The organism is Burkholderia ubonensis subsp. mesacidophila (genome assembly GCF_002097715.1).
GTDB classification, from domain to species: Bacteria; Pseudomonadota; Gammaproteobacteria; order Burkholderiales; family Burkholderiaceae; genus Burkholderia; species Burkholderia mesacidophila.
Genome location: NZ_CP020737.1, coordinates 3,230,498 through 3,254,705 on the forward strand (window position 1 = coordinate 3,230,498; position 24,208 = coordinate 3,254,705).

23 protein-coding genes are annotated in these 24,208 nt (G+C 68.8%); 8 read left to right on the forward strand and 15 right to left on the reverse strand.

The genetic code is table 11. The annotated features are described in order from the left end of the window. From B7P44_RS15170 to B7P44_RS15200, 7 genes are all read left to right on the forward strand, one after another. On the forward strand, window positions 1-609 hold the full coding sequence (locus tag B7P44_RS15170) for an outer membrane lipoprotein carrier protein LolA (RefSeq protein WP_084905483.1): 609 nt from the start codon (window positions 1-3) through the stop codon (window positions 607-609). After that, on the forward strand, window positions 609-3,074 hold the full coding sequence (locus tag B7P44_RS15175) for an MMPL family transporter (protein WP_084905485.1): 2,466 nt from the start codon (window positions 609-611) through the stop codon (window positions 3,072-3,074). The genes B7P44_RS15170 and B7P44_RS15175 overlap by 1 nt, the downstream gene beginning before the upstream one ends. After that, on the forward strand, window positions 3,071-3,949 hold the full coding sequence (locus B7P44_RS15180; protein ID WP_084905487.1) for a polysaccharide deacetylase family protein: 879 nt from the start codon (window positions 3,071-3,073) through the stop codon (window positions 3,947-3,949). The genes B7P44_RS15175 and B7P44_RS15180 overlap by 4 nt, the downstream gene beginning before the upstream one ends. Before the next feature lie 80 nt (window positions 3,950-4,029). Then, window positions 4,030-5,253 (forward strand): beta-ketoacyl-[acyl-carrier-protein] synthase family protein, encoded by a 1,224-nt coding sequence (locus B7P44_RS15185; protein ID WP_084905489.1) that lies wholly within the window; start codon window positions 4,030-4,032, stop codon window positions 5,251-5,253. Further along, window positions 5,250-6,068 (forward strand): beta-ketoacyl synthase chain length factor, encoded by an 819-nt coding sequence (locus B7P44_RS15190; protein ID WP_084905491.1) that lies wholly within the window; start codon window positions 5,250-5,252, stop codon window positions 6,066-6,068. The genes B7P44_RS15185 and B7P44_RS15190 overlap by 4 nt, the downstream gene beginning before the upstream one ends. Beyond that, a complete protein-coding gene (locus B7P44_RS15195) occupies window positions 6,065-6,556 on the forward strand; it encodes a hotdog family protein (protein WP_084905493.1) in 492 nt (163 codons plus the stop codon). The genes B7P44_RS15190 and B7P44_RS15195 overlap by 4 nt, the downstream gene beginning before the upstream one ends. A gap of 22 nt (window positions 6,557-6,578) precedes the next feature. Beyond that, on the forward strand, window positions 6,579-6,881 hold the full coding sequence (locus B7P44_RS15200; RefSeq protein ID WP_084905495.1) for a hypothetical protein: 303 nt from the start codon (window positions 6,579-6,581) through the stop codon (window positions 6,879-6,881). Window positions 6,882-6,929: 48 nt separating this feature from the next. Here the strand turns inward: B7P44_RS15200 and B7P44_RS15205 are convergent, their stop codons facing one another. The 13 genes from B7P44_RS15205 to B7P44_RS15260 all read right to left on the reverse strand — a co-directional run bounded on the left by B7P44_RS15205 (window position 6,930) and on the right by B7P44_RS15260 (window position 21,732). Then, on the reverse strand, window positions 6,930-7,127 hold the full coding sequence (locus tag B7P44_RS15205; protein WP_084905497.1) for a hypothetical protein: 198 nt from the start codon (window positions 7,125-7,127) through the stop codon (window positions 6,930-6,932). 179 nt (window positions 7,128-7,306) lie between these two features. Continuing rightward, on the reverse strand, window positions 7,307-8,050 hold the full coding sequence (gene phbB / locus B7P44_RS15210; RefSeq protein WP_084905499.1) for an acetoacetyl-CoA reductase: 744 nt from the start codon (window positions 8,048-8,050) through the stop codon (window positions 7,307-7,309). A 202-nt stretch (window positions 8,051-8,252) separates the two neighbouring features. Continuing rightward, a complete protein-coding gene (locus tag B7P44_RS15215; protein WP_084905501.1) occupies window positions 8,253-9,434 on the reverse strand; it encodes an acetyl-CoA C-acetyltransferase in 1,182 nt (393 codons plus the stop codon). Window positions 9,435-9,663: 229 nt separating this feature from the next. Continuing rightward, window positions 9,664-10,242 carry a TIGR01841 family phasin gene (gene phaP, locus B7P44_RS15220; RefSeq protein ID WP_084905503.1) on the reverse strand — a complete coding sequence of 193 codons (579 nt, stop codon included), beginning with the start codon at window positions 10,240-10,242 and terminating at the stop codon, window positions 9,664-9,666. A gap of 539 nt (window positions 10,243-10,781) precedes the next feature. Further along, complete coding sequence (locus tag B7P44_RS15225; protein ID WP_084905505.1) at window positions 10,782-11,546, reverse strand: ParA family protein; 765 nt, start codon at window positions 11,544-11,546, stop codon at window positions 10,782-10,784. A gap of 152 nt (window positions 11,547-11,698) precedes the next feature. Next, complete coding sequence (locus B7P44_RS15230) at window positions 11,699-12,961, reverse strand: MFS transporter (RefSeq protein ID WP_084905507.1); 1,263 nt, start codon at window positions 12,959-12,961, stop codon at window positions 11,699-11,701. A 15-nt stretch (window positions 12,962-12,976) separates the two neighbouring features. Then, the gene (locus B7P44_RS15235; protein ID WP_084905509.1) at window positions 12,977-13,762 is read right to left on the reverse strand and encodes a peptidylprolyl isomerase; all 786 of its coding nucleotides are present in this window, start codon (window positions 13,760-13,762) and stop codon (window positions 12,977-12,979) included. A gap of 9 nt (window positions 13,763-13,771) precedes the next feature. Then, entirely contained in the window at window positions 13,772-14,455 is a 684-nt protein-coding gene (gene narI / locus B7P44_RS15240; RefSeq protein ID WP_084905511.1) for a respiratory nitrate reductase subunit gamma, read from the reverse strand. 40 nt (window positions 14,456-14,495) lie between these two features. Further along, window positions 14,496-15,197, reverse strand: coding sequence for a nitrate reductase molybdenum cofactor assembly chaperone (narJ, locus tag B7P44_RS15245; protein WP_084905513.1), 702 nt, complete (start codon window positions 15,195-15,197; stop codon window positions 14,496-14,498). Further along, entirely contained in the window at window positions 15,197-16,723 is a 1,527-nt protein-coding gene (narH, locus tag B7P44_RS15250) for a nitrate reductase subunit beta (protein WP_084905515.1), read from the reverse strand. Before narH ends, narJ begins: the two co-directional genes overlap by 1 nt. Continuing rightward, a complete protein-coding gene (locus B7P44_RS15255) occupies window positions 16,720-20,487 on the reverse strand; it encodes a nitrate reductase subunit alpha (RefSeq protein ID WP_084905517.1) in 3,768 nt (1,255 codons plus the stop codon). The genes narH and B7P44_RS15255 overlap by 4 nt, the downstream gene beginning before the upstream one ends. A 36-nt stretch (window positions 20,488-20,523) precedes the next feature. After that, window positions 20,524-20,736 carry a hypothetical protein gene (locus tag B7P44_RS36355; RefSeq protein WP_133117964.1) on the reverse strand — a complete coding sequence of 71 codons (213 nt, stop codon included), beginning with the start codon at window positions 20,734-20,736 and terminating at the stop codon, window positions 20,524-20,526. A 123-nt stretch (window positions 20,737-20,859) separates the two neighbouring features. After that, entirely contained in the window at window positions 20,860-21,732 is an 873-nt protein-coding gene (locus B7P44_RS15260) for a hypothetical protein (RefSeq protein WP_084905518.1), read from the reverse strand. A gap of 156 nt (window positions 21,733-21,888) precedes the next feature. Here B7P44_RS15260 and bamE point away from each other — a divergent pair, with 156 nt between their 5' ends. After that, window positions 21,889-22,236, forward strand: coding sequence for an outer membrane protein assembly factor BamE domain-containing protein (bamE, locus tag B7P44_RS15265; RefSeq protein ID WP_084905520.1), 348 nt, complete (start codon window positions 21,889-21,891; stop codon window positions 22,234-22,236). Window positions 22,237-22,328: 92 nt separating this feature from the next. Here bamE and B7P44_RS15270 read toward each other — a convergent pair whose 3' ends face one another. Both B7P44_RS15270 and B7P44_RS15275 read right to left on the reverse strand, forming a co-directional pair. Further along, window positions 22,329-22,877, reverse strand: a complete 549-nt coding sequence (locus B7P44_RS15270) for a single-stranded DNA-binding protein (protein ID WP_084905522.1) — start codon at window positions 22,875-22,877, stop codon at window positions 22,329-22,331. Between the two features lie 102 nt (window positions 22,878-22,979). Then, window positions 22,980-24,167 carry an MFS transporter gene (locus tag B7P44_RS15275; RefSeq protein ID WP_084905524.1) on the reverse strand — a complete coding sequence of 396 codons (1,188 nt, stop codon included), beginning with the start codon at window positions 24,165-24,167 and terminating at the stop codon, window positions 22,980-22,982. Window positions 24,168-24,208: the final 41 nt, after the last annotated feature.

Sequence of the window (24,208 nt, forward strand, 5' to 3'; positions counted from 1 at the left end):
ATGGCCGCATTCCGCCGCTTCCCGTTCACCGCCGCCGTTGCCAGCCTCGCTGCCGCCGTCGCGCTGGCCGCGCCCGCGCGCGCGGCGGACGCCGGCGCGCCGTGGAGCCTCGACCGGCTGATGTCGACGCTCGCGCAGCACAAGTCCGGCCGCGCGACGTTCACCGAGACGAAAAACCTGTCGATCGCCGCGCAGCCGGTCGAGTCGTCCGGCGAGCTCGTGTTCGTCGCGCCCGATCATCTCGAGAAGCACACGCTGAGCCCGAAGCCCGAACACCTCGTGGTCGACGGCGACATGCTGACCGTCGAGCGCAACAACCGCAAATACACGCTCGCGCTCGACCGCTATCCGGAGCTCGGCGCGTTCATCGACAGCATTCGCGCGACGCTCTCCGGCAACCGCTTCGCGCTCGAGCGGGTGTACAAGGTCGCGCTGTCGGGGCGCGGCGACGACTGGACGCTGACCCTCACGCCGCTCGACTCGCGGATGCTGAAGGTCGTCAGCACGATCACGCTCGACGGCACGCGCGACGTATTGCGCAGCGTCGCGATCCGGCAGGCCGACGGCGACCGCTCGCTGATGCGCCTGCAACCCGTTCCGGCGAACTGATGGACGATCGCGCCCGCCACGCTCCCGTCGCCCGAGGCCTGCGCGCGCTGCGGCAGCGCGCGGTGCTCGCGTGGCTGCTGGGCCTGCTCGCCTGCGCTTTCGCGATCGGCCACGCGAGCTTCACCGCCGACCTGTCCGCGTTCCTGCCGCGCTCGCCGAGCGCCGGGCAGCGCGTGCTCGTCGACCAGCTGCGCGACGGCCTCGTGTCGCGGCTGATCCTCGTCGCGATCGACGGCGACACCGCCGCCGCGCGCGCGGCGCTGTCGCGGCGCATGGCCGCGACGCTACGCGACGATCCGCAGTTCGCGGCGGTCAACAACGGCGAGCCGGTCAACGACGCGCGCGACCAGCAGTTCATCGTCGCGCATCGCTACCTGCTGAGCCCGGCCGTGACGCCGCGGCGCTTCACCGCCGACGGCCTGCACCAGGCGCTCGGCGACAGCCTCGACCTGCTGAGCTCGTCGGCCGGCCTCGTCGCGAAGGCGCTGCTGCCGCACGACCCGACCGGCGAAGTCGCCGCGCTCGTCGGCCAGCTCGACAGCGGCGCGCTGCCGGCGGTGCGCAACGGCGTGTGGGCGTCGCGCGACGGCGCGCGCGCGGTGCTCGTCGTGCAGACGGCCGCCGCCGGCTCCGACACCGATGCGCAGGCGCGCGCGATCGACGCCGTGCGCCGCGCGTTCGACGCGGCGCGGCAGGCGGCGCCGGGCGCGTCGTCCTGCACGCTCGCGATGACCGGCCCCGGCGTGTTCTCGGTCGACACGCGCGACACGATCAGGCGCGACGTCGAGCGCCTGTCGACGCTGAGCGTGCTGCTGATCGTCGCGCTGCTGCTGACGCTGTACCGCTCGCCGCGCACGCTCGCGCTCGGGCTGCTGCCGGTGCTGTCGGGCATCGTGGCCGGGCTCGCGGCGGTCAGCGTCGCGTTCGGCACGGTCCACGGGCTGACGCTCGGCTTCGGCACCACGCTGATCGGCGAGGCGGTCGACTACTCGATCTACCTGTTCGTGCAGTCGGCGCAGGCCGGCCCGCGCCCCGCGGCGCGCGCGGCCGACGCGACGCGCGCGTGGCTCGCCGCGTACTGGCCGACGATCCGGCTCGGCGTGCTGACCTCCGTCTGCGGCTTCGCGTCGATGCTGTTCTCGGGCTTCCCCGGCCTCGTGCAGCTCGGGCTGTATTCGATCGCGGGCCTGACGGCCGCCGCGCTCGTCACGCGCTTCGTGCTGCCGCCGCTGCGCGGCGAGCATGTCGCGATCCGCGACGTGTCGCGCGTCGGCGCGGCGCTCGCGCGCGCGGTCGCCGCCGCGCCACGCCTGCGCTGGCCGCTGGCCGCGCTGGTGCTCGCCGCGTGCGTGGCGCTCGCGCTGCATCGCGACGGCATGTGGAGCCGCGAGCTCGCCGCGCTGAGCCCGGTGCCCGAGCGCGCGCAGGCGCTCGACGCACGCCTGCGCGCCGACGTCGGCGCGCCCGACGTCCGCTATCTGGTCGTGATTCCCGCAGCCGGCGAACAGGCCGCGCTCGAAGGCGCGGAGCGCGTCGCCGCGCAACTGCAGCCGCTCGTCGAGCGCGGCGCGCTCGCCGGCTTCGAGAACCCCGCGCGCTACTTGCCGAGCGACGCCGCGCAACGCGCGCGGCAGGCAAGCCTGCCGGACGCCGGCACGCTCGCCGCGCGGCTGCGCGCAGCCGTCGCGCACCAGCCGATCACCGTCAGGCCGGACCTGTTCGCGCCGTTCGTCGCCGACATCGACGCCGCGCGCCACGCGCCGCTCCTGACGCGCGCGGACCTGCGCGGCACGTCGATGGCGCTCGCGGTCGATGCGCTGCTGACCGAGCGCGCGGGCCGCTGGAGCGCGATGCTGCCGCTGCGCGCGCCGGACGCCGCACGCGCGGCGCACGCGGCGCAAGCCGCGCCGAGCCTCGACTCGGCGCCGATCCGCGCGGCCGTCGCGCGCGCCGGCGTGCCCGGCGCGCTGTTCATCGACATGAAGGCCGAGGCCGACCGCCTCTACGTGGACTACGTGCGCGAGGACATCCGCCTGTCGCTCGCGGGCTTCGCGGCCATCGCGGTGCTGCTGCTGATCGCCCTGCGCTCGCCGCGGCGCGTCGTGCGCGCGCTCGCGCCGCTCGTCGCGGCCGTGCTGGTCGTGGCCGCGGGCTTCGCGGTCGCGGGCGTGCCGCTGACGATCCTGCACCTGATCGGCATGCTGCTGATCGTCGCGGTCGGCTCGAACTACGCGCTGTTCTTCTGCAAGCGCGGCGATGCGCAACCCGTCACGCCCCACACGCTCGTGTCGCTGCTGGTCGCCAATCTCGCGACGGTCGCCGGCTTCGGGCTGCTCGCGTTGTCGCACGTGCCGCTGCTCGAAACCTTCGGCCTGACCGTCGGCCCGGGCGCGATGCTCGCGCTCGCGTTCGCCGCGATCCTGGCGCCGCCGGCCGCCGCACCTCTGCAGGGAGGCCTCACATGAATGCGCCGTCATCCACACCGTCATCCGTGCCGCGCCCCGGCGACGCGCGCCGCTGGAAGCCGACGCCGCTCGTCGCGGGCGCGGCCGCGCTGCACGCGGGCGCGGCCGCGGCCGTCGTCGCGCAGCCGGCGAGCTGGCCGTGGGCGGCCGGCGGCGTGGTCGCGTCGCACCTCGTGCTGACGGCGGCGGGCCTGTGGCCGAAGAGCGCGCTGCTCGGCCCGAACTGGACGCGCCTGCCGGACAGCGCCGGCCAACGGATCGCGCTGACGATCGACGACGGCCCCGACCCGGACATCACGCCGCGCGTGCTCGACCTGCTCGACCGCTACGACGCGCAGGCGACGTTCTTCTGCATCGGCGAGCTCGCGCGCCGGCATCCGCGGTGGATCGAAGCGATCGTCGCGCGCGGCCATGCGGTCGAGAATCACAGCCAGCGGCACCGGCACACGTTCTCGCTGTCGGGCCCGCGCGCGCTGCGGCGCGAGATCGAGGCCGCGCAGCGCACGCTGACCGAGCTCAGCGGCACGCGCCCGCTGTTCTTCCGCGCGCCCGCAGGCCTGCGCAACCCGTTCCTCGAGCCGGTGCTGTGCGAGCTCGGCCTGCAGCTCGCGAGCTGGACGCGGCGCGGCTTCGACACACGCGAGCGCGATGCCGGCGTGGTCACGCGCCGCCTGCTGCACAGGCTCGCGCCGCGCGACATCCTGCTCGTGCACGACGGCCATGCGGCGCGCGACGCGCGCGGCGAACCGGTCGTGCTCGACGTGCTGCCGGCCGTGCTGCGCGCGGCCGCCGACGCGCAATTGCGCTGGACGACGCTGCGCGCCGCGCTCGAGCCGGAACCGCCCGCAGCGGCCGGCCAGACAGCACCTGTTTGATAAAATTCAATGGCTATCGGCGCGCCGCGCGGCCTCATCCCGCACCGCGGCGCCCGGTCCGGCAACCGGATTCGACCCTCGTGAACCCTCTCCTGCTTTCGCATTTCACGGCCACCAGCTGCATCGGGCGCGGACTCGACGCGACCGTCGCCGCGCTGCGCGGCGCGCGCGGCGGACTCGCGCGATGCGACTTCGAGCGCGCGCACCTCGACACGTGGATCGGCGCGGTGGACGGCGTCGACGCGCAGCCGGTGCGCGCCGACCTGAGCGACTTCGAATGCCGCAACAACCGTCTCGCGCAGCTCGGCCTCACCCAGGACGGCTTCGCCGAACGCGTCGCGGCCGCCGTGGCGCGCTACGGCGCGGAACGTGTCGGCGTGTTCGTCGGCACCAGCACGGCCGGCATCCTCGAGACCGAGCACGCGTACCGGCGCCGCGACCCGCAAAGCGGCGCGCTGCCGGCCGGCTTCCACTATGCGCAGACCCACAACCCGTATTCGCCCGCCGCGTTCGTGCGCGCGTACTTCGCGCTGCGCGGCCCGGCGCTGGCGGTGTCGTCCGCGTGCTCGTCGGGCGCGAAGGTGTTCGGCTCCGCGCGCCGCATGCTCGCCGCGGGCCTGATCGATGCGGCGGTCGTCGGCGGCGTCGATTCGCTGTGCCTCACGACGCTGTACGGCTTCAATTCGCTCGAACTGCTGTCGCGCCGGCCGTGCCGGCCGTTCGACGTCGCGCGCGACGGGATCTCGATCGGCGAGGCCGCCGCGTTCGCGCTCGTCGAGCGCGTGCCCGCGTCGCCCGATACGCTCGACGACGACGCGATCCTGCTGCTCGGCATCGGCGAGTCGAGCGACGCGCATCACATGTCGTCGCCGCATCCGGACGGGCTCGGCGCGCGCGCCGCGATCGAGCAGGCGCTGGCGTCGGCCGGCCTCGGCGCGGCCGACATCGACTACATCAACCTGCACGGCACCGCGACGCCGAGCAACGACGCCGCGGAAAGCCGCGCGGTCGGCGCGCTGTTCGCGCAGACGCCGTGCAGCTCGACCAAGGGCGCGACCGGCCACACGCTCGGCGCAGCCGGCGCGCTCGAAGCGGTCGTCGCCGCCGTCGCGCTGCGCGGCCAGTTCGTGCCGGCCGGCGTCAACACGACGCACCCCGACCCGGCGCTCGCCACCGACTACGTGCTCGCGAGCCGCGACGCGCGCGTGCGCGCCGTGCTCAGCAATGCGTTCGGCTTCGGCGGCACCAACTGCAGCCTGATCCTCGGCCGCGCCGACTACGCGCGCCGCCGGCAACCGACATGACACTCAGCGCCTACATCGAGAGCATCGGCCTCATCGGGCCGGGATTGAACGACTGGCCGCACGCCGCCGACGTGCTCGCCGGCCGCGCGGCCTATGCGAGCGCGCGCACCGCGCTGCCGCCGCCGGCCGGCCTGCCGAGCGCCGAGCGGCGGCGCACCGGCCCCGTCGTGCGGGTCGCGCTCGCGGTCGGCCGCGAAGCGGTTGCCGCCAGCGGACGCGACGCCGCGACGCTCGCGACCGTGTTCAGCGCGTCCGGCGGCGACGGCCAGAACTGCCACGTGATCTGCGAAACGCTCGCGGGCGACGACCGGCTGCTGTCGCCCACGCGCTTCCACAACTCCGTGCACAACGCGCCGGCCGGTTACTGGAGCATCGCGACGGGCTCGACGGCCGCGTCGAACGTGCTGTGCGCGCACGACGGCAGCTTCGCCGCCGGCCTGCTCGAAAGCGTCTGCCAGGTTGCGGTCGATCGCGTGCCGTGCCTGCTGATCGCGTACGACACCGACTATCCGGAGCCGCTGCGCGCGGTGCGCCCGATCGTCGATGCGTTCGGCGTCGCGCTCGTGCTCGCGCCCGAGGCCGGCGCGGCCACGCTCGCGCGCATCGACGTGCAGCTCACCGATGCGCCCGCGACGGCGCTCGCGTCGCCCGCGCTCGAAGCGTTGCGCGTCGGCAATCCCGCCGCGCGCGCGCTGCCGCTGCTCGATGCGCTCGCCGCGCGGCGCGCCGCGCGCGTCGTGCTCGACTATCTGGCGGATCGGCGCGTGCAGGTCGACGTCGCGATGCCGGATGGCTTCGCGGAGCCTGCGCGATGACGGCCGCCGGCACGACGCGCGATCGCGCGTGGATCGCCGCGCACATTCCGCACGACGGCGCGATGTGCCTGCTCGACACGGTCGACTTCTGGGACGACGCGCGAATCCGCTGCACGGCGACGAGCCACCGCGATCCGCGCAACCCGCTGCGCGCGCACGGTCGGCTCGCGTCGGTCTGCGGGATCGAATACGCGGCGCAGGCGATGGCCGTGCACGGCGCGCTCGTCGGCGCGCCGCGCGAGCGGCCGCGCGCCGGCTTTCTGGCAAGCGTGCGCGGCGTCGACGCGTTCGTCGAGCGCCTCGACACCTGCGACGCGCCGCTGACCGTCGAAGCCGAGCGCGTCGGCGGCGACGACGTCACGGTGCTGTACGGTTTCACGCTTCGCTGCGGCGAGCGCGTGCTGCTGAGCGGCCGCGCCGCGGTGATGCTCGATGCATCCGCGGCCGGCGCGCTTCGCCCGCCTGGCGGCGGCGCGCAATTTCGATGACAACGTCGGGAGGAATCAGGTTGTGAAAGGTCGTCAGTTCATTTTTGCCGCACTCGTGTTCGCGTCGGTTTGCCCGGCCGCGCACGCGGACCTGTCCGAGGTGAAGCAGGACATCAAGCGCGATTCGAAGGAAGCCGCGCACAAGACCGGCGAGGCCGCGCGCAGCTTCGGCCATGCGACCGCGAGCGCCGCGAAGGCGGTCGGCCACGGCGTCGCGCATGCATCGCGCGAGGGCTGGGACGCGACCAAGCACGCGTCGCGCGAAGGCTGGGACGCGACCAAGCGCACGACGAAGCGGGTGTTCCACAAGGACGGCAGCGACTGAACGCAGTCCGCGGCGGCGCAGCGCATGGCTGCGCCGCCACGCATCCGCTCAGCCTGCCCGGCGCTTCGCCCTGACGCCGCCGCGCATGGCCGCTTTGCCGTATGCCGCGCGCCAGCAGTCGCGGTGGTCGAATTCGCGCAGCAAGCGCGCGCGGCGCCGCTCGAGCCAGTAGTGAACGATCGTCGCCGTCAGCGCGACGGCGAGCGCCGCCCCGCCGATCGCGAGCCCCATCGAAGTGTCACCCATGCCTGCTCCGGAATGTGAAGCCGCGGCGACGCGTCGGGCGGACGACGGCGAGCGGCCCGCCGGACGCGTGGGAACGGGCCCGTGTCCGTCATCGTCATCGCACCCGCGTGCTGCCCCGGCGCGGGATACCGCTGGAGCACGGCCCGGGCGCGCGACCGCGCAGCCCGGGCCGCCGCGCGTCAATGCATGTGCTGCCCGCCGTTGATCGCGATGTTGGAGCCGGTCACGAAGCCCGCCTCCTCGGAGCACAGGTACGCGACGAGCCCCGCGACCTCGTCCGGCTTGCCGAGCCGGCCGGCCGGAATCTGCGGCAGGATCTTGCTGTCGAGGACGTCCTGCGGAATCGCCGTCACCATCTTCGTCGCGAGATAGCCGGGCGACACGGTGTTCACCGTCACGCCCTTGCGCGCGACTTCCAGCGCGAGCGATTTCGTGAAGCCGTGCATGCCGGCCTTCGCGGCCGCGTAGTTGGTCTGGCCGACCGAACCCTTCGAGCCGTTGACCGACGAGATGTTGACGATCCGCCCCCAGCCGCGCTCGACCATCCCTTCGCACACCGGCTTGGTCATGTTGAACACGGAATCGAGGTTGGTGCGGATCACCGCGTCCCAGTTGACCTTGTCGAGCTTGCGGAACGTCATGTCGCGCGTGATGCCCGCGTTGTTCACCAGCACGTCGATCGGCCCGACGTCCTGCACGATCTTCGCCACGCATTGCTGGCACGAGTCGTGATCGGCCACGTCCACCGGATACGCGTGGAATTCGCGGCCCGCGGCGTGCATTTCGGTCAACCAGCGGTCGACGCCATTGTTGTTCGGCGAATACGTGACGACAACCCGGTAGCCCGCGTCGTGCAACCGGATGCTGATTGCCTCGCCGAGACCGCCCATTCCACCTGTCACAACTGCAATTCGCTTAGTCATCCTATTAAGAGTACCGACAAGAAGAGTAATCGTTGATGTGGCGCGGCGACCTGGCACTGGTTGCCGCCCACACCGCTGCGATGCGCGATGCGCATCGTCGAATCGCGCGTCTCTTTGTGAACTGCCTGTCCGGCGCGCAAGCCGTCACGCGCCGCCGTGGTGCAGGCCTGCACCGCGACGGCGCCGTATCTTCACAAACCGCTCAACCGCGCTCGACCGCGAGCGCGACGCCCATCCCGCCGCCGATGCACAGCGACGCCAGCCCGCGCTTCGCGTCGCGCTTGACCATCTCGTGCAGCAGCGTCACCAGGATCCGGCAGCCCGACGCCCCGATCGGATGACCGATCGCGATCGCCCCGCCGTTCACGTTCACCTTCGACGTGTCCCAGCCCATCTGCTTGTGCACCGCCAGCGCCTGCGCCGCGAACGCCTCGTTGATCTCCATCAGGTCCAGGTCGCCCGGCGTCCAGCCCGCGCGCTCCAGGCACCGCCGCGACGCCGGCACCGGGCCCATCCCCATCACGCTCGGGTCCACGCCCGCGTTCGCGTACGCCTTGATCCGCGCCAGCGGCGTGAGACCCAGCGCCGCCGCCTTCTGCGCCGACATCACCAGCACCGCCGCCGCGCCGTCGTTGAGCCCCGACGCGTTCGCCGCCGTCACCGTGCCGTCCTTCGCGAACGCCGGCTTCAGCCCCGCCAGCGCGTCCGCCGTCACGCCGTGACGCACGAACTCGTCGGTCGCGAACTGCAGCGGCTCACCCTTCTTCTGCGGGATCGCCACCGGCACGATCTCGTCGTTAAAGCGGCCCGCCTTCTGCGCCGCTTCCGCCTTGTTCTGCGACAGCGCCGCAAATGCGTCCTGCTCCTCGCGCGTGATCCCGTATTCCTTCGCGACGTTCTCCGCCGTGATTCCCATGTGGTACTGGTTGTACACGTCCCACAGCCCGTCTACGATCATCGTGTCGACCAGCTTCGCGTCGCCCATCCGGAACCCGTCGCGCGAGCCCGGCAGCACGTGCGGCGCCGCGCTCATGTTCTCCTGCCCGCCCGCGATCACGATGTCCGCCTCGCCGGCAATGATCGCGTTCGCCGCCAGCATCACCGCCTTCAGGCCCGACCCGCACACCTTGTTGATCGTCATCCCCGGCACCGCGCTCGGCAGCCCGGCCTTGATCAGCGACTGGCGCGCCGGGTTCTGGCCCGAGCCGGCCGCCAGCACCTGGCCCAGGATCACTTCGCTCACCTGCTCCGGCTTCACGCCGGCGCGCTCCAGCACCGCGCGGATCACCGTCGCGCCCAGCTCCGGCGCCGCGATCTTCGCGAGCGTGCCGCCGAATTTGCCGACCGCGGTTCGCGCGGCCGATACGATCACCACATCCGTCATGTTCGATTCCTGCATCAGAGTCACATTGCTGTTGTGCCGCCGGCGTGCGCCGGACCGGCATCGGTTGCCGCAAGATCCGCACCGGGCGTCGGCGCGGCACCTTGCACGGGCCGGCGGCCGCTACGCGGCACGGCGGCCGGCGAACCTCGCCGTCAGGCTCCGCGTGGCACACGCGGCGTCCGGCAGCGGGTCGCGTCATCGATGCGTCGCGCGAGCGCGCGACGCGAACTCAGGCCGCCGTTTCGCGCGCGCCCGCGTCCTTGCGTGCGCCGCCCGCCGCCGGCTTGCCGTTGCGCGCGGATGCGCCGACGGCGTCGAGGCCGTTCTGCGCCGCCTCGATCACCTGGCCCGTCGCCGCGCGCACCGATTCCGCCGCCGCGCTGGCCGCCGACAGCGCCGAGCTGAAGGCGGCCACCACCGGCGCCGTACCGGCCGGCGCGTGCTTCGTCAGCTCGCTGATCGCGTCCTTCAGGCGCTTGTCGTTCTGCTCGTACTGCGCTTGCGCAACCTTCGCCCACTCGGCCTGGGTCGCCGTCGCGATGTCGAGCAGATGACGGCCATACGACGCCGCCTTGGTGACCGTCTGCTGCGACGCGCCCAGTTGATGCGTGATGAAGTCGGCCGGGCTGGTGCCGCTGAAGGCGCCCTTCAGGCTGTCTTCGTATTCCGTCAGCGCGGCCTTGGTCGCCTGCAGGTTGAGGTCGACCACGGCCTCGTAACCGCGCAGCGCCGGATGAGCGACGGCAAACCAGGCAGCGACGCCGGATTGATAATCGGCAATAAGCTTCTCGGGGGCAAAAAAGGACATCGGGCACGCTCCTGTTTACAATGCGAGAGTTTATGTAAGAAGGACAAATACCGAACATTTCGTTCGGTTTCTTATTTATCGCACATCATACATTGATTGCGCGAAGTTTAGAGTGTCCACTCTACGACGATTAATTGTCAATCGAATGGCATCAATACTACGGACAAACCCTGATTCGTAAACAGCCCCGCCAATCGGGTCGGGCGGCAATTTATTTCAGGGACATGTCGCAAACGCCCGCCTGAAAACGATTTTCACTTTTTTACACATTTTTCGCAAAACTATCGAGCAAGATTTACGCTCTAATTATTATGACGAATGTAAATTAGTGCGCGCTCATACACCGATCTTTTACAGATGAATCCCGCACGATGAAATCGTTTTTTCTGATTTCCATCAAAATCGTTTTCACGATTATTTTCCAAAAACCGGAATAAGGCGGGACGCCTTGCCCCTGCAACGAGAAATGGCGAGAGCGGGCGCCGCGCACGAGTGCGCGGACGCGGAATGACGGGGATCAGGGCAGCGCGGCGGCGGCGTCAGCCGGCCAGTTCCTGGTGCAGCGCGCGGAATTCCAGCGCGAGCTTGTGGCCCGGTTCGAGATGAATGACGGGGGTCGCACGCTGATGTGATTCGCGGATCTTCACCGACGACGACAGCCGCGACGCGAGCACGGGCAGCCCTTCGCCGACGAGTTCGTCGACGAGCTGCTGCGGCAGGCTCGCGCGCGGCTGGAACTGGTTGATCACGATCCCTTCGACTTCGAGCCCCGCGTTGTGGTCCTGCTGGATCTCCTTCACGTTCTCGAGCAGCGTGTACAGCGCGCGGCGCGAGAAGTCGTCGCAGTCGAACGGGATCAGGCAGCGCTCGACCGCGATCAGCGCGGACCGCGTGTAGAAATTGAGCGCGGGCGGTGTGTCGATGTAGACCGCGTCATACGCGTCGAGCTCGTTCAGCGCGTCGCGCAGCTTGTAGATCTTGTAGCGGGATTCGAGCTTGCCGTGCAGCGCATCGAGATCCGGATGCGCGGGCATCACGTCGAGGTTCTCGAACGGGGTCGGATGGATGTACGACGCTGCGTCGACCGGCCGGAAGTTGAACGTCAGCGCGGTTTCGAAGAAGTCGGCGACGGTCGGCGCGGTGTCCGCGGCGCGCTCGCCGAGCAGGTACTGGGTCGAGTTCGCCTGCGCGTCCAGATCGATCACCAGCGTGCGCAGCCCTTCGCTCGCGCTGATCGCGGCGAGATTGCAGACGATCGTCGATTTGCCTACGCCGCCCTTCTGGTTGAACACGACACGCCGCATGGTCCCCTCTCGATCGAAGCGCCAAAGGAGCCAGCATAGCCGAACATTCGTGGCGGCGTCGTGACGCGCCACAAATGCCCCGGCCGCGACGAAGCGCGGCCGGGGCGGGAAAAACGGTGCGCGATCAACGCGCCATCAGTACCTCGGCGTCGTCACGCGATGATCGGCTTGCGGCGCACTTCCGACAGGTAGATCAGGATCAGCGACACCCAGACGATCCCGTACAGGAACATGAAGCAGGTGGTCCGCACGCGCAGCAGGTCGAGCAGCATGCCGAACAGGATCGGCAGCAGGAACCCGCCGAGGCCGCCCGCGAGCCCGACGATGCCGGTCACGACGCCCATGTTGTCCGGGAAATCGTCGGCGACGTACTTGAAGGTCGACGCCATCCCGAGCGCGAACACCGCGCCGAGCACGAACGCGATCGCGACAAAGCCCGCGAGCGGCATCGCGAGATGCAGCGCGGCGGTGCCGTCGATCGTGTGGATCACGAAGTCGGTCGCCGGATACGACAGCACGAACAGGCAGATCCACGCGACCCACAAACCCCACCACGTGACCGCGTGCGCGCCGAAGCGGTCGGACAGCGCGCCGCCGAGCGCGCGCAGCACCGAGCCCGGCAGCGAGAAGCCGGCGGCGAACGCCGACGCCGCGACGAGCGTCATCCCGTATTCGGCCTTCAGGTACTGAGGAATCCACAGCGACAGCGCGGTGAAGCCGCCGAACGTGATCGAGTAGTACTGGCACAGCCGCCACACGCGCGGGTCGCGCAGCACCTTGAACGCATCGAGCCACGAGCCGCCCCGCTTGCCCGCGCCCGGATCCGGCGCCGACGCGAACCAGAAGATCACGGCCGTGACGAGCAGCGCGACCGCATAGACGCGCGGCACGAAGCGCCAGCCGTATGCGGAGAGCAGCAGCGGCGTGACGAACAGGTTGACCGCAGCTCCAGACGTGCCCGCGCCGAACACGCCCATCGCGAGGCCGCGCCGCTGCGGCGGGAAGAAGCGCGCGACGTACGGCGTGCCGACCGCGAACGACGCGCCGACGCAGCCGAGGAACAGGCCGATTACGAGGAACTGCCAGAGCTGCGTCGCATAGCTGACGATGTAGACCGGCACCGCGCAGACGACGAGCAGCACCGTCATCACGATGCGCCCGCCGAAGCGGTCGGTCCAGGTGCCGAGCGGCAGGCGCATCAGCGCGCCGGTGAGCACCGGCGTCGACGTCAGCAGCCCGAACTCCGTGCCGTTCAGGCCGAGATCGGTGCGCAGCTGCACGCCGAGCACGCCGAACATCATCCACACGACGAAGCACACCATGAACGCGAGCGTGCTCGCGGCGAGCACCGACCATGCGCGCAACGGCACCGCCTGCGTGTTCGCAAGCGCGCCGGTATCACTGTGAGTTGCCATTCATCACACTCCGTTTCATTGAACGAGCGGCCCGTTCGCACCGTCGAGCGCGATGCCTTCGACGCGCGCGCCGCCCGCGAGAATCGCCACGTACTGCCGCATCGCGTTGCGCCGCACGCGTTCCGCGAGGAACGCGGCGATGCGCGTGTCGACTTCGTCGAACGGCACGGCGTCGCCGGCCACGCGGCGCTCGATGCGCACGATGTGAAAGCCGTAGCGCGTGTTGACGAGGCGCGGCAGCACGCCGAGCGCGTCCGTTTCGAACAGCGCCGCTTCGAATTCGGGCACCGAGTCGCCGCGCAGCAGTTGCCCGAGGCTGCCGCCGAGCGTCGCCGACGGGCAGTTCGACGATGCGCGCGCGACCGCCTCGAATGTCTCCGGCGCCGCGAGCACGCCCGCCAGCGCCGCTTCCGCACGGCCGCGCAGCGGCGCGAGCGGCACGCGGTCCGTCACCGCGAACAGGATGTGGCTCGCATAGACGATGTCGTTGCGCCGGAACCGCGCCGGGTGCTGCGCGTAATAGCGTTCGCAGTCCGCACGATCGGGCTGGGGCAGGTGCGTCAGCTCGCGTTCGAGCAGCGCGTCGAGCGCGGCATCGTCGAGCGGCGCGCCGTCGGCGACCAGCGCGAGCGCGACCGCGCGCTGGCGCAGCAGCTCGCGTACGACGAGTGCGCGCCGCGCGGCGTCGAGCGGGTCCGGCGCGTCGCCGTGATGCGCGCGCTCGGCTTCGATCGCGTCGTCGCCGATCGCGATGCCATTGACGCTCAGCGGCGGCAGCACGGTTTCCATCAAGGCGTTCATGCGTCCCCCTCAGCGCTTGCGCACGAGCTGATACGGCCGGATCAGGTACGCGATCGACGCGATCCCGCTCCAGATGTGGACCATCCGCGTGAACGGCGACACGAGGAAGATCGTGAAGCCGAGCAGGATGTGCAGCCGGTAGGTCAGCGGCACGCCGACCAGCAGGCTCGCAATGTCCGGCCGGAACGTGACGACGCCCTTCACGTAGTCGGTGAGCTGCTCGAACATCGCGCCGTCCATGTGGCGCGTCGACAGCACGACGGTGCCGAGCCCGAGTGCGAGCTGCACCCACAGCATCAGCACGATCAGGATGTCCGACTTGCGGCTGTTGTGCCGGATGCGCGGGTCGCCGAGCCGCCGCGCGATCAGGATCGTCAGGCCGATGATCCCCGCGACGCCGGCCGCGCCGCCCGCGATCATCGCGACGAGCTGGTGCCCCGACGCCGACAGGAACGGCGACACGAGCCAGTGCGGCGCGAGAAAGCCGCCGAAGTGCCCGAGCACGACGACAAGCACGCCCCAGTGGAACAGGTTGCTGCCGAGCCGCAGCGCGCCGTGCCGCAGCAGCTGCGACGAATCGCTCTTCCATGTGTACTGCTCGCGGTCGAAGCGGATCAGGCTGCCGACCAGCAGCACGGCGAGACAGATGTACGGATAGAGTCCGAACAGGAATTGATGCAGGTAGTCGTTCATGGCTTTCCCCTGGTGGGCCGGATGCGCCGCGGCACGGCAGTTACGCGCGGCGGGCGGGCCGTTGGTCGTAGAAGCGCACCGGCTCCTCGGCGGGCGCAGGTGTTGTAGCGCCGACGAAGCGCACCGCCTCGTCCGCATACGCGGCGTCGAGCGCGCGGTAATCGGCGGCGCCGGGCCGTTCGGCCGCCGCGTCATCGCACGGCTCGTCCGGCGCATCGACCGGTGCAATGCCGGCGAGCGGCAGCAGCGCGCCGACGACGAACCCGTAGTGGCTGCCGCGCTTCGCGAGCTGCGCGGCGAGCGCGCGCAGGATCTCGCCCGTCTCGCCGAGCAGGCCGCGCGCGTCCGGCGCGGGCAGCCGCGACAGGTACTCGAGCAGCACCGGCAGGTGATCGGGCAGCTCGCCGGGCTGCAGGTACAGGCCTTGCCGCTCGTACATCTGCAGCAGGTCGACCATCGCCTGGCCGCGGTCGCGCGATTCGCCGTGCACGTGCTCGAACAGATGCAGCGACGTCGCGCGGCCGCGATCGAACAGCGCGACGTAGTTTTCCTGCAGCGTCAGCAGGTCGCGCTCGCGCAGGTACGCGAAGAACCGTTCGAGCCCGGCGCGCGCCGGCTTCGGCAACTGCGCGCGGTCGCGCAGATGCGCCTCGATCGAATCCAGCGCATCGAGCAGCGCGTCGTCGGGATAGTCGAGCAGCGCGGACAGCGCCGCATAGGTCGGATCGGTTGCCGCGCTCATCAGGATGCCCCCCGGATCGGAATCGTCTTCCTGCCCTTTCGCGGGCTGAACAGGCTCGCCTCGGAGCGGCCGTCCGAGCAGCCGTTGCCGAACGAGAAGCCGCACGACGCGCGCAGGTCGTAGGCGTTTTCCGCGTATTCGCGGTGCGTGGTCGGGACCACGAAACGGTCCTCGTAGTTCGCGATCGCGAGATAGCGGTACATCTCCTCGACCTGCGCGAGCGACAGGCCGACCTGGTCCAGCACGCCCCGCGCATCGACGCCGTCGACGTGGCGCGCGCGCATGAAGCCGCGCATCGCGAGCAGCCGTTCGAGCGCAAGCTTCACCGGCGCCTCGTCGCCCGCCGTCAGCAGGTTCGCGAGGTAGCGCAGCGGAATCCGCAGCGACTCGACGTCCGGCAGGTAGCCGTTCATCCCGAGCGCGCCGCTGTTCGCGGCCGCGTTGATCGGCGACAGCGGCGGCACGTACCAGACCATCGGCAGCGTCCGGTATTCGGGATGAAGCGGGAACGCGATCTTCCAGTCGATCGCCATCTTGTACGCCGGCGAGCGCCGCGCGGCGTCGAGCCATGCGGCCGGCACGCCGTCGCGTTCCGCCTGCGCGATCACGGCGGGATCGTTCGGGTCGAGGAACAGCGACAGTTGCGCTTCATACAGGTCGGTTTCGTTCTCCGCGCTCGCCGCTTCGCCGATCCGGTCCGCGTCGTACAGCAGCACGCCCAGATAGCGGATGCGCCCGACGCAGGTTTCCGAGCACACGGTCGGCTGGCCCGCCTCGATGCGCGGATAGCAGAAGATGCACTTCTCCGCCTTGCCGCTCTGCCAGTTGTAGTAGATCTTCTTGTACGGGCATCCGGACACGCACATGCGCCAGCCGCGGCACTTGTCCTGGTCGATCAGCACGATGCCGTCCTCCTCGCGCTTGTAGATCGAGCCGGACGGGCACGACGCGACGCACGCCGGGTTCAGGCAGTGCTCGCACAGGCGCGGCAGGTACATCATGAAGGTGTTCTCGAACTGCCCGTAGATCTCCTTCTGCACCGCCTCGAAGTTGGCGTCCTTCGCGCGCTTCTCGAATTCGCCGCCGAGGATTTCTTCCCAGTTCGGGCCCCACTCGATCTTCTCGAGCCGCTGGCCGCTCACCAGCGAGCGCGGCCGCGCAACCGGCATCGCGCGCGCGTCGCCCGCTTCCTGCAGGTGCGCGTAGTCGAACGTGAACGGCTCGTAGTAGTCGTCGATCTCCGGCAGGTGCGGGTTCGCGAAGATCTGCGCGAGCAGCCGCCACTTGCTGCCGAGCCGCGGCTCGATCTTGCCGTCCGCGCGCCGCTTCCAGCCGCCGCGCCAGCGCGCCTGGTTCTCCCAGTCCTTCGGATAGCCGATGCCCGGCTTCGTCTCGACGTTGTTGAACCACGCGTATTCCATCCCGTCGCGGCTCGTCCACACGTTCTTGCAGGTCACCGAGCAGGTATGGCAGCCGATGCACTTGTCGAGGTTCAGCACCATCGCGATCTGTGCGCGTACCTTCATGACGTTTCTCCCGCGCGAACGCTCGGTGTTGCGGCTCCGTCGGCTTCGCCGTCGAGCCAGTCGATCCTGTTCATCTTCCGCACGATCAGGAACTCGTCGCGATTCGAGCCGACCGTCCCGTAGTAATTGAAGCCGTACGACAGCTGCGCGTAGCCGCCGATCATGTGCGTCGGCTTGAGCGCGACGCGCGTCACCGAGTTGTGAATGCCGCCGCGCGTGCCGGTGATCTCCGAGCCCGGCGTGTTCACGATCTTCTCCTGCGCGTGATACATCATCACCATCCCGGCCGGAATCCGCTGGCTCACGACCGCCCGTGCGCACAGCGCGCCGTTCGAGTTAAAGCATTCGATCCAGTCGTTATCGGCGATGCCGATCGCCTTCGCGTCATCCTCCGACATCCACACGATCGGCCCGCCGCGCGACAGCGTCAGCATCAGCAGGTTGTCCGTGTACGTGCTGTGTATCCCCCACTTCTGGTGCGGCGTGAGGAAGTTGAGCACGCGCTCCGGGTTGCCGTTCGAGCGCTTGCCGAGCATGTGCGCGTAGCTGCCCGTATCGATCGGCGGCTTGTACACGCACAGCGATTCGCCGAACGCGCGCATCCACGGGTGGTCCTGGTAGAGCTGCTGGCGGCCCGACAGCGTGCGCCACGGCACCAGCTCATGCACGTTCACGTAGCCCGCGTTGTACGACACGTGCTCCGATTCGATCCCGCTCCAGGTCGGCGACGAGATGATCTTGCGCGGCTGCGCCTGGATGTCGCGGAAGCGGATCTTCTCGTCCGCGCGCGCGGCGGCCAGGTGCGTGTGGTCGATGCCCGTGATGCCCGACAGCGCGCGCCACGCCTTCACCGCGACTTCGCCGTTGGTCTCCGGCGCGAGCGACAGGATCACCTCGGCCGCGTCGAGCGCCGTGTCGATGCGCGGGCGGCCCTGCGTCGCCCCATCTTCGCTCACGCGATAGTTCAGCTCGCCGAGCAACTTCACCTCGTCCTTCGTATCCCAGCCGATCCCCTTGCCGCCGTTGCCGAGCTTGTCCATCAACGGCCCCAGCGACGTGAAGCGCCGGTAGGTGTTCGGATAGTCGCGCTCGACCACCGTCACCGCCGGCATCGTGCGGCCCGGCACCGGCTCGCACTCGCCGCGCTTCCAGTCGCGCACGTCGAACGGCTGCGCGAGCTCGGCCGGCGTGTCGTGCGCGATCGGCGCGAGCACGACGTCGCGCTCGACGCCGAGCTGCCCGTCGCACAGTTCCGAGAAGCGCTTCGCGATCCCCTTGAAGATCTCCCAGTCGCTCTTCGACTGCCATGCCGGATCGACCGCCGCCGATAGCGGATGGATGAACGGATGCATATCGGACGTGTTCATGTCGTCCTTCTCGTACCACGTCGCGGTCGGCAGCACGACGTCCGAGTACATGCAGGTCGTCGACATCCGGAAGTCGAGCGTGACGAGCAGGTCGAGCTTGCCGCGCGGCGCGTCGTCGCGCCACGTGACTTCTTCCGGACGCGCCCCGCCCGTCGCGCCGAGATCCTCGCCCTGCACGCCGTGCGTCGTGCCGAGCAGGTGCTTCAGGAAATATTCATGCCCCTTGCCGGACGAGCCGAGCAGGTTCGAGCGCCACACGAACAGGTTGCGCGGGAAGCTCTCGGGTGCGTCGGGGTCCTCGCACGCCATCTTCAGCGTGCCCGCCTTCAGCTGCTGCGCGACATCTGCGCCCGCGCGCGCCGGGTCGGCGAGCTGCGCGCCGACCTGCAGCGGGTTCGTGCCGAGCTGCGGCGCGGACGGCAGCCAGCCCATCCGCTCCGCGCGCACGTTGTAGTCGATCGGCGAACCGTGGAACTGCGTCTTGTCCGCGAGCGGCGACAGCAGCGCGGACGGGTCCATCGTGTCGTAGCGCCACTGGTCCGTGTGCGCGTAGAAGAACGACGTCGCGTTCATCTGGCGCGGCGGGCGGTTCCAGTCGAGCGCGAACGCGAGCGCCGTCCAGCCCGTCTGCGGGCGCAGCTTCTCCTGCCCGACGTAGTGCGACCAGCCGCCGCCCGGCTTACCGACGCAGCCGCACATGATCAGCATGTTGATGATCGCGCGGTACGACATGTCCATGTGGAACCAGTGGTTGATCCCCGCGCCGATGATCACCATCGACTTGCCCTGCGTCTTGTGCGCGTTCTCCGCGAACTGCCGCGCGACCGAGATCACGTCGGCGCGCTTCACGCCGGTGATCGCTTCCTGCCACGCGGGCGTGTACGGCAGGTCGTCGTCGTAGCTCGTCGCGACGTCGCGCCCGCCCAGGCCCTGGTCGAGCCCGTAGTTCGCGACGAACAGGTCGTAGACGGTCGCGACCAGCATCTCGCCGTCGCGCGTCGCGACGCGGCGCACGCCGATCCGGCGCGACAGTTCCGACTGGTGCGGCGTGTGGTTGAAGTGCGCGTGCGGCTGGTTGCCGAAATACGGGAACAGCACGTCGACGACTTCGTCGTGCGCGGCCGTGCACGACAGCCGCGGCGCGAGCGCCGCGCCCTTCGACGTCTCGGCGCGCAGGTTCCACTTGCCCTTGTCGGCTTCGTTTTGCTGCCCCCAGCGGAACCCGACCGAGCCGACCGGCACGACGAATTCGCCGGTCGCGTCGTCGATCATCACGCTCTTCCATTCCGGCAGCGCGGCCTCGCCGAGCGCATCGTCGAAGTCGGATGCGCGCACGAGCCGCTCGGGCACGTAGCCGTCGCCGTGCGGCACGAGCCGCACGAGGCACGGCATGTCCGTGTAGCGCTTGCAGTAATCGACGAAGTAGTCGCTTTTCCCGGCTAAATGAAACTCCTTGAGAATCACGTGCCCCATCGCGAGCGCGAGCGCCGCGTCGGTGCCCTGCTTCGGATGCAGCCACAAATCGCCGAACTTCGCGCCTTCCGAGTAATCGGGGAACACCGACACGACCTTCGTGCCGCGATAGCGCGCCTCGACGAGGAAGTGCGCGTCCGGGGTACGCGTCTGCGGGACGTTGGAGCCCCACATCATGATGAATGTCGAGTTGTACCAGTCGGCCGATTCGGGCACGTCGGTCTGCTCGCCCCAGGTCTGCGGCGACGCCGGCGGCAGGTCGCAATACCAGTCGTAGAAGCTGAGGCACACACCGCCGATCAGCGACAGGTAGCGCGAGCCGGCCGCGTACGACACCATCGACATCGCCGGAATCGGCGAGAAGCCGACCACGCGGTCGGGGCCGTGCCGCTTCACCGTGTAAACGTTTGCGGCGGCGACGATCTCGTTCACTTCGTCCCAGCTCGCGCGCACGAACCCGCCGAGCCCGCGCCGGCTCTGGTACGAACGCCGCGCGTCGTCGTCCTCGACGATCGCGCGCCATGCGTCGACGGGGCCGAGCGTCTTGCGGCGCTCGCGCCACAGCTTCACGAGCGCGCTGCGCACGAGCGGATACTTGAGACGGTTCGCGCTGTACAGGTACCACGAGTACGACGCGCCGCGCGAGCAGCCGCGCGGCTCATGGTTCGGCATGTCGGCGCGCGTGCGCGGATAGTCGGTCTGCTGGGTCTCCCACGTGACGATGCCGCCCTTCACGTAGACCTTCCACGAGCACGAGCCCGTGCAGTTCACGCCATGGGTCGACCGGACGATCTTGTCGTGCTGCCAGCGTTTTCGATAGCCGTCCTCCCATTTCCGGTCCTCGTCGGTGACGACGCCGTGTCCATCGGAGTACTGAGGTCTTGTGGTCGTGAAGTAGCGCAGCCGGTCAAGGAAATGGCTCATGGGGATCTCGTTTCCGGTCTTTTCGGCAGACCCTGGTCATTTGAAGAAGTCGAATCGCCGTTGCAAAGGCGGATTCGATCTGCATCTTTTACGTGCTGAATTTCGATGCGGTGTACTGACAGGTCGATTATTGCGGGCTCCGGAGAGACGGATGTTGATCCACGTCAGGCCGGACGGCGCGGCATTCGTCATGGCGTGAATCAACCTGCCCGGCGTTGCGCGCTTCTCGCCAGTATCGGTGCGCAACATGACGGAATCGTTGCGAATCGATCGCGATCGTCGCGGATCGCGAATGGGTCCGCGCCGGAACGGATCTCGCGTTTCTTGCTTCAGATCAAGAAACGGAGCGATGAATTGAGCATAAATCGGCAATCATGGCGCAGGCCGTGCACCGGTGCGCGCCGGCTCCGTGTGTCGCGTCGGCGTTTGCTCCTCGTGGTAATGCGGGCGCGTGGCCGGGGCCTGCATCAGCGCCGCATTGCCGAGGATCGTCTCGGTCAGCAACCTGTTCTCGCCGCCCTGGAACCGGCACGCCAACGCCGAATTGCGATTGCCGTGCAAATTGGCGACCGCCATCCACGCGTCATGCTTCGACGCGCCCGGAGCAAGCGGCTCGGGGAAACGTTGCGGCGGCAAGACCAGCGCATCGCCGGGTGCGAGCCACAAGTCCGCCAGACTGATCTCGTGCGCGTACGGCCGCCAGCGGGCAACGCTGATGACCAGCGGCAAGCTGCGATGACGCGAAAAGAACACATGCGGAAAGTCGTGGTATTCGAGGTCTGTCGGGTTGTAGGTCAGCAATTCGCGCCGGCGTCCGAGCTCGAGATACGGCGACTGATAGCTTGCCCATTGACCATAGGTGTATTGCCCACATACGAGCCCGTCGTATTGGAAACGGATGCACTCGCCGGCGCGCAGCAAGGTCATGCCGAAGGCCTGTGCCGTGGCCTGCGTGGCCCAGAGCGGCTGGTACTCGACGAGCTCGGCGTGGAAATCGAATTCCTTGATCATGTACCCGCCGTCACGCGTCGGAATCCGCTTCTCGCGCCAGCCGATGCCGGCGTACTTGGCGCCCATGTCCAACTGCGGGTCTTCAGGCGCAAGCGCGATCTCGCTGCCCCGAGGCTCCGCGTACTGCTCGCATCGGCCCTGATTGTTGTAGAGGTAAGGAAACCGCTTGCAGTCGAGGCCATAGGCCTCGCCATCATCGATGAACAGCACGGGGTCGAGATATGGCGCTGACATGGAAGACCTCGGGATTCAGAACCTCGATTACATCACGCAGGCCAAATAAAGTTTCACCGCCCGCTGCCGATATCTACGGACGGCGAGCATTCGAGCCGAATCGAAGCATACCGCCAATTAACAAGAACAACTCTGCAAAGCAAAAGACCAAATCGCATGAAAAAAATTGTTGCAAGCGTGCTTGTCGCCGCCGCGGCCGGCCTGGCATTGGGCGGATGCGCCACCGGCAGCACGTCGATTACCGACGAACAGAAAATCTCGTCCATTCGAGTAGGCAAGTCGACGACACAGGACGTCGAAAGGACACTCGGCAAGCCGGGCGAGGTCCAGCTTGAAGAAAATGGCTCACAGGTCTGGACGTACCAGACGGTCAAGACCAATGCCATCGCCTTCGTCCCGATCGCGAATATGCTCGGCAAGTCGTTTCAGGAAGACAACCTCACCGTGCGCTTCAACAAGAAGGGGGTCGTCACCGCCTTGGGCCGCGGGCAGCACAAGATGTAATGCCGGCACGATAGAGAATCGTAAAGCCAAACAAAAAGCCCGTAACCACGAGGGTTATGGGCTTTTTGTTTATGTGAAGCAGAAGCTGATCGTCAGAACGGAATATCGTCATCCATCTCGTCGAACCCGCCGCCGGCCGGCGCGCTCGGACGGCTCGGTGCGCCGCCACCGCTACCGCCGCGGGCCGCGCCGCCGGCACGACCACCGCCGCCACCGCCACGCTCCATCTGCTCGCCACGGCCGCCACCGCCGCCATAGCCACCACCGTAACCGCCTTCGTCACCACCACCGCCGCCGCCCGAACCGCCGCGGCCGCCGAGCATCTGCATCTGGTCAGCGACGATTTCTGTCGAGTAACGGTCCTGGCCGTCCTGGCCTTGCCACTTGCGGGTGCGGATGCGGCCTTCGATATACACCGACGAACCCTTCTTCAGGTATTCGTTGACGATTTCCGCGAGGCGGCCGAAGAACGCGACGCGATGCCACTCGGTCATTTCCTTGAACTCGCCGCTCGCCTTGTCCTTGTAACGGTCGGTCGTCGCGAGACGGATGTTCGCAACCGCGTCGCCGCTCGGCAGGTAACGGACTTCAGGATCGGCGCCGAGATTGCCGACGAGGATGACCTTGTTGACGGATGCCATGTGTTTCTCCAATAAATTCGATGCCGGGCCGCTCGCGAATCACGTCGAGCCGGCCCGCCGGGCAGCCCGGCAAGCCCCGCCGATGCGAGCCCGGATAAGGGGTCAGGCCTTGCGCGGCGGCGCTTTCATGCTGGCCGCGATTATAAGCCACGCGGCCACGAGGCCCGAGCACGCGTAGAACACCGTGTTCGCGCCGCCATGCTTGAGCAGCCACCCGCCCACGACGCCGCCGAGCGCGAGCCCGATCGATTGCGTCGTGTTGTACACGCCGGTGGCCGCGCCCTTGCGCGAGCCCGGCGCGAGCTTCGAGACCAGCGACGGCTGCGACGCTTCCAGGATGTTGAATCCGAGGAAATAGACGAACAGCACCGCAGCCACAATCAGGATGGTATGCGGCGTGCTGCCCAGCAGCAATTGGCCGATCAGGATAGCGAGGATGCCGCCGAGCAGCACGGGTTTCATCTTGCCCCGTTTTTCCGCGACGATGATCGCCGGCACCATCATCACGAACGCGAGCCCCATCACCGGCAGGTAGACCTTCCAGTGCGACGCGACCGGCAGCCCGCCGTCGACGAGCAGGCGCGGCACGACGAGGAACAGCGCGGTCTGCGTTGCATGCAGCACGAGCACGCCGAAATTGAGGCGCAGCAGCTCGCCGTTGTGCAGCACCTCGGCGAACGGCGCGGGCACGTGCACGGGCTTCGCCGCATTCGGCACGACCCACAGCACGACGCCGATCGCGAGGATCGACAGCACGCCGACGAGCGCGAACAGCCCGTTCATCCCGACCCAGTGGAACACGATCGGCGCGCCGACGATCGCGACCGCGAACGACACGCCGATCGAGCCGCCGACCATCGCCATCGCCTTCGTGCGGTTCTGCTCGGACGTCAGGTCCGCGATGAACGCGAGCACCGCGGACGACACCGCGCCCATCCCCTGGATCACGCGGCCGACGATGATCCACGTGATGTCGTGCGCGAACGCGGCGACGAAGCTGCCGATCGCGAAGACCAGCAGGCCGGTCGCGATCACCGGCTTGCGGCCGAACTTGTCGGACGCCCAGCCGTAGAAGATGTAGAGCAGCGACTGCGTGACGCCGTAGGCCCCGAGCGCGATGCCGACGAGCAGCACGTTGTCGCCGCCCGGAATGGTTTTCGCGTAGACCGAGAACACCGGCATGATCATGAACAGGCCGAGCATGCGCAGCGCGAAGATGGCGGCGAGCGACGTGGTCGCGCGCAATTCGGGCGCAGTCATGCGGGAAGACGTGGCGGACGGATTGGACATCGGGAGTGAATTTCGAATGATCGGAATGTCCGCCCGGCAGC

Excerpts from the sequence above, each read along its gene's own strand:
- B7P44_RS15180 (WP_084905487.1), top strand. The coding sequence starts at position 3,071 with ATGAATGCGCCGTCATCCACACCGTCATCCGTGCCGCGCCCCGGCGAC.
- narJ (WP_084905513.1), bottom strand. The coding sequence starts at position 15,197 with ATGAGCGCGGCAACCGATCCGACCTATGCGGCGCTGTCCGCGCTGCTC.
- B7P44_RS15190 (WP_084905491.1), top strand. The coding sequence starts at position 5,250 with ATGACACTCAGCGCCTACATCGAGAGCATCGGCCTCATCGGGCCGGGA.
- phbB (WP_084905499.1), bottom strand. The coding sequence starts at position 8,050 with ATGACTAAGCGAATTGCAGTTGTGACAGGTGGAATGGGCGGTCTCGGC.
- B7P44_RS15175 (WP_084905485.1), top strand. The coding sequence starts at position 609 with ATGGACGATCGCGCCCGCCACGCTCCCGTCGCCCGAGGCCTGCGCGCG.
- phaP (WP_084905503.1), bottom strand. The coding sequence starts at position 10,242 with ATGTCCTTTTTTGCCCCCGAGAAGCTTATTGCCGATTATCAATCCGGC.
- B7P44_RS15260 (WP_084905518.1), bottom strand. The coding sequence starts at position 21,732 with ATGTCAGCGCCATATCTCGACCCCGTGCTGTTCATCGATGATGGCGAG.
- B7P44_RS15235 (WP_084905509.1), bottom strand. The coding sequence starts at position 13,762 with ATGAACGCCTTGATGGAAACCGTGCTGCCGCCGCTGAGCGTCAATGGC.
- B7P44_RS15270 (WP_084905522.1), bottom strand. The coding sequence starts at position 22,877 with ATGGCATCCGTCAACAAGGTCATCCTCGTCGGCAATCTCGGCGCCGAT.
- B7P44_RS15195 (WP_084905493.1), top strand. The coding sequence starts at position 6,065 with ATGACGGCCGCCGGCACGACGCGCGATCGCGCGTGGATCGCCGCGCAC.
- B7P44_RS15205 (WP_084905497.1), bottom strand. The coding sequence starts at position 7,127 with ATGGGTGACACTTCGATGGGGCTCGCGATCGGCGGGGCGGCGCTCGCC.
- B7P44_RS15215 (WP_084905501.1), bottom strand. The coding sequence starts at position 9,434 with ATGACGGATGTGGTGATCGTATCGGCCGCGCGAACCGCGGTCGGCAAA.
- B7P44_RS15255 (WP_084905517.1), bottom strand. The coding sequence starts at position 20,487 with ATGAGCCATTTCCTTGACCGGCTGCGCTACTTCACGACCACAAGACCT.
- narH (WP_084905515.1), bottom strand. The coding sequence starts at position 16,723 with ATGAAGGTACGCGCACAGATCGCGATGGTGCTGAACCTCGACAAGTGC.
- B7P44_RS15225 (WP_084905505.1), bottom strand. The coding sequence starts at position 11,546 with ATGCGGCGTGTCGTGTTCAACCAGAAGGGCGGCGTAGGCAAATCGACG.
- bamE (WP_084905520.1), top strand. The coding sequence starts at position 21,889 with ATGAAAAAAATTGTTGCAAGCGTGCTTGTCGCCGCCGCGGCCGGCCTG.
- B7P44_RS15275 (WP_084905524.1), bottom strand. The coding sequence starts at position 24,167 with ATGTCCAATCCGTCCGCCACGTCTTCCCGCATGACTGCGCCCGAATTG.
- B7P44_RS36355 (WP_133117964.1), bottom strand. The coding sequence starts at position 20,736 with ATGTTGCGCACCGATACTGGCGAGAAGCGCGCAACGCCGGGCAGGTTG.
- B7P44_RS15230 (WP_084905507.1), bottom strand. The coding sequence starts at position 12,961 with ATGGCAACTCACAGTGATACCGGCGCGCTTGCGAACACGCAGGCGGTG.
- narI (WP_084905511.1), bottom strand. The coding sequence starts at position 14,455 with ATGAACGACTACCTGCATCAATTCCTGTTCGGACTCTATCCGTACATC.
- B7P44_RS15170 (WP_084905483.1), top strand. The coding sequence starts at position 1 with ATGGCCGCATTCCGCCGCTTCCCGTTCACCGCCGCCGTTGCCAGCCTC.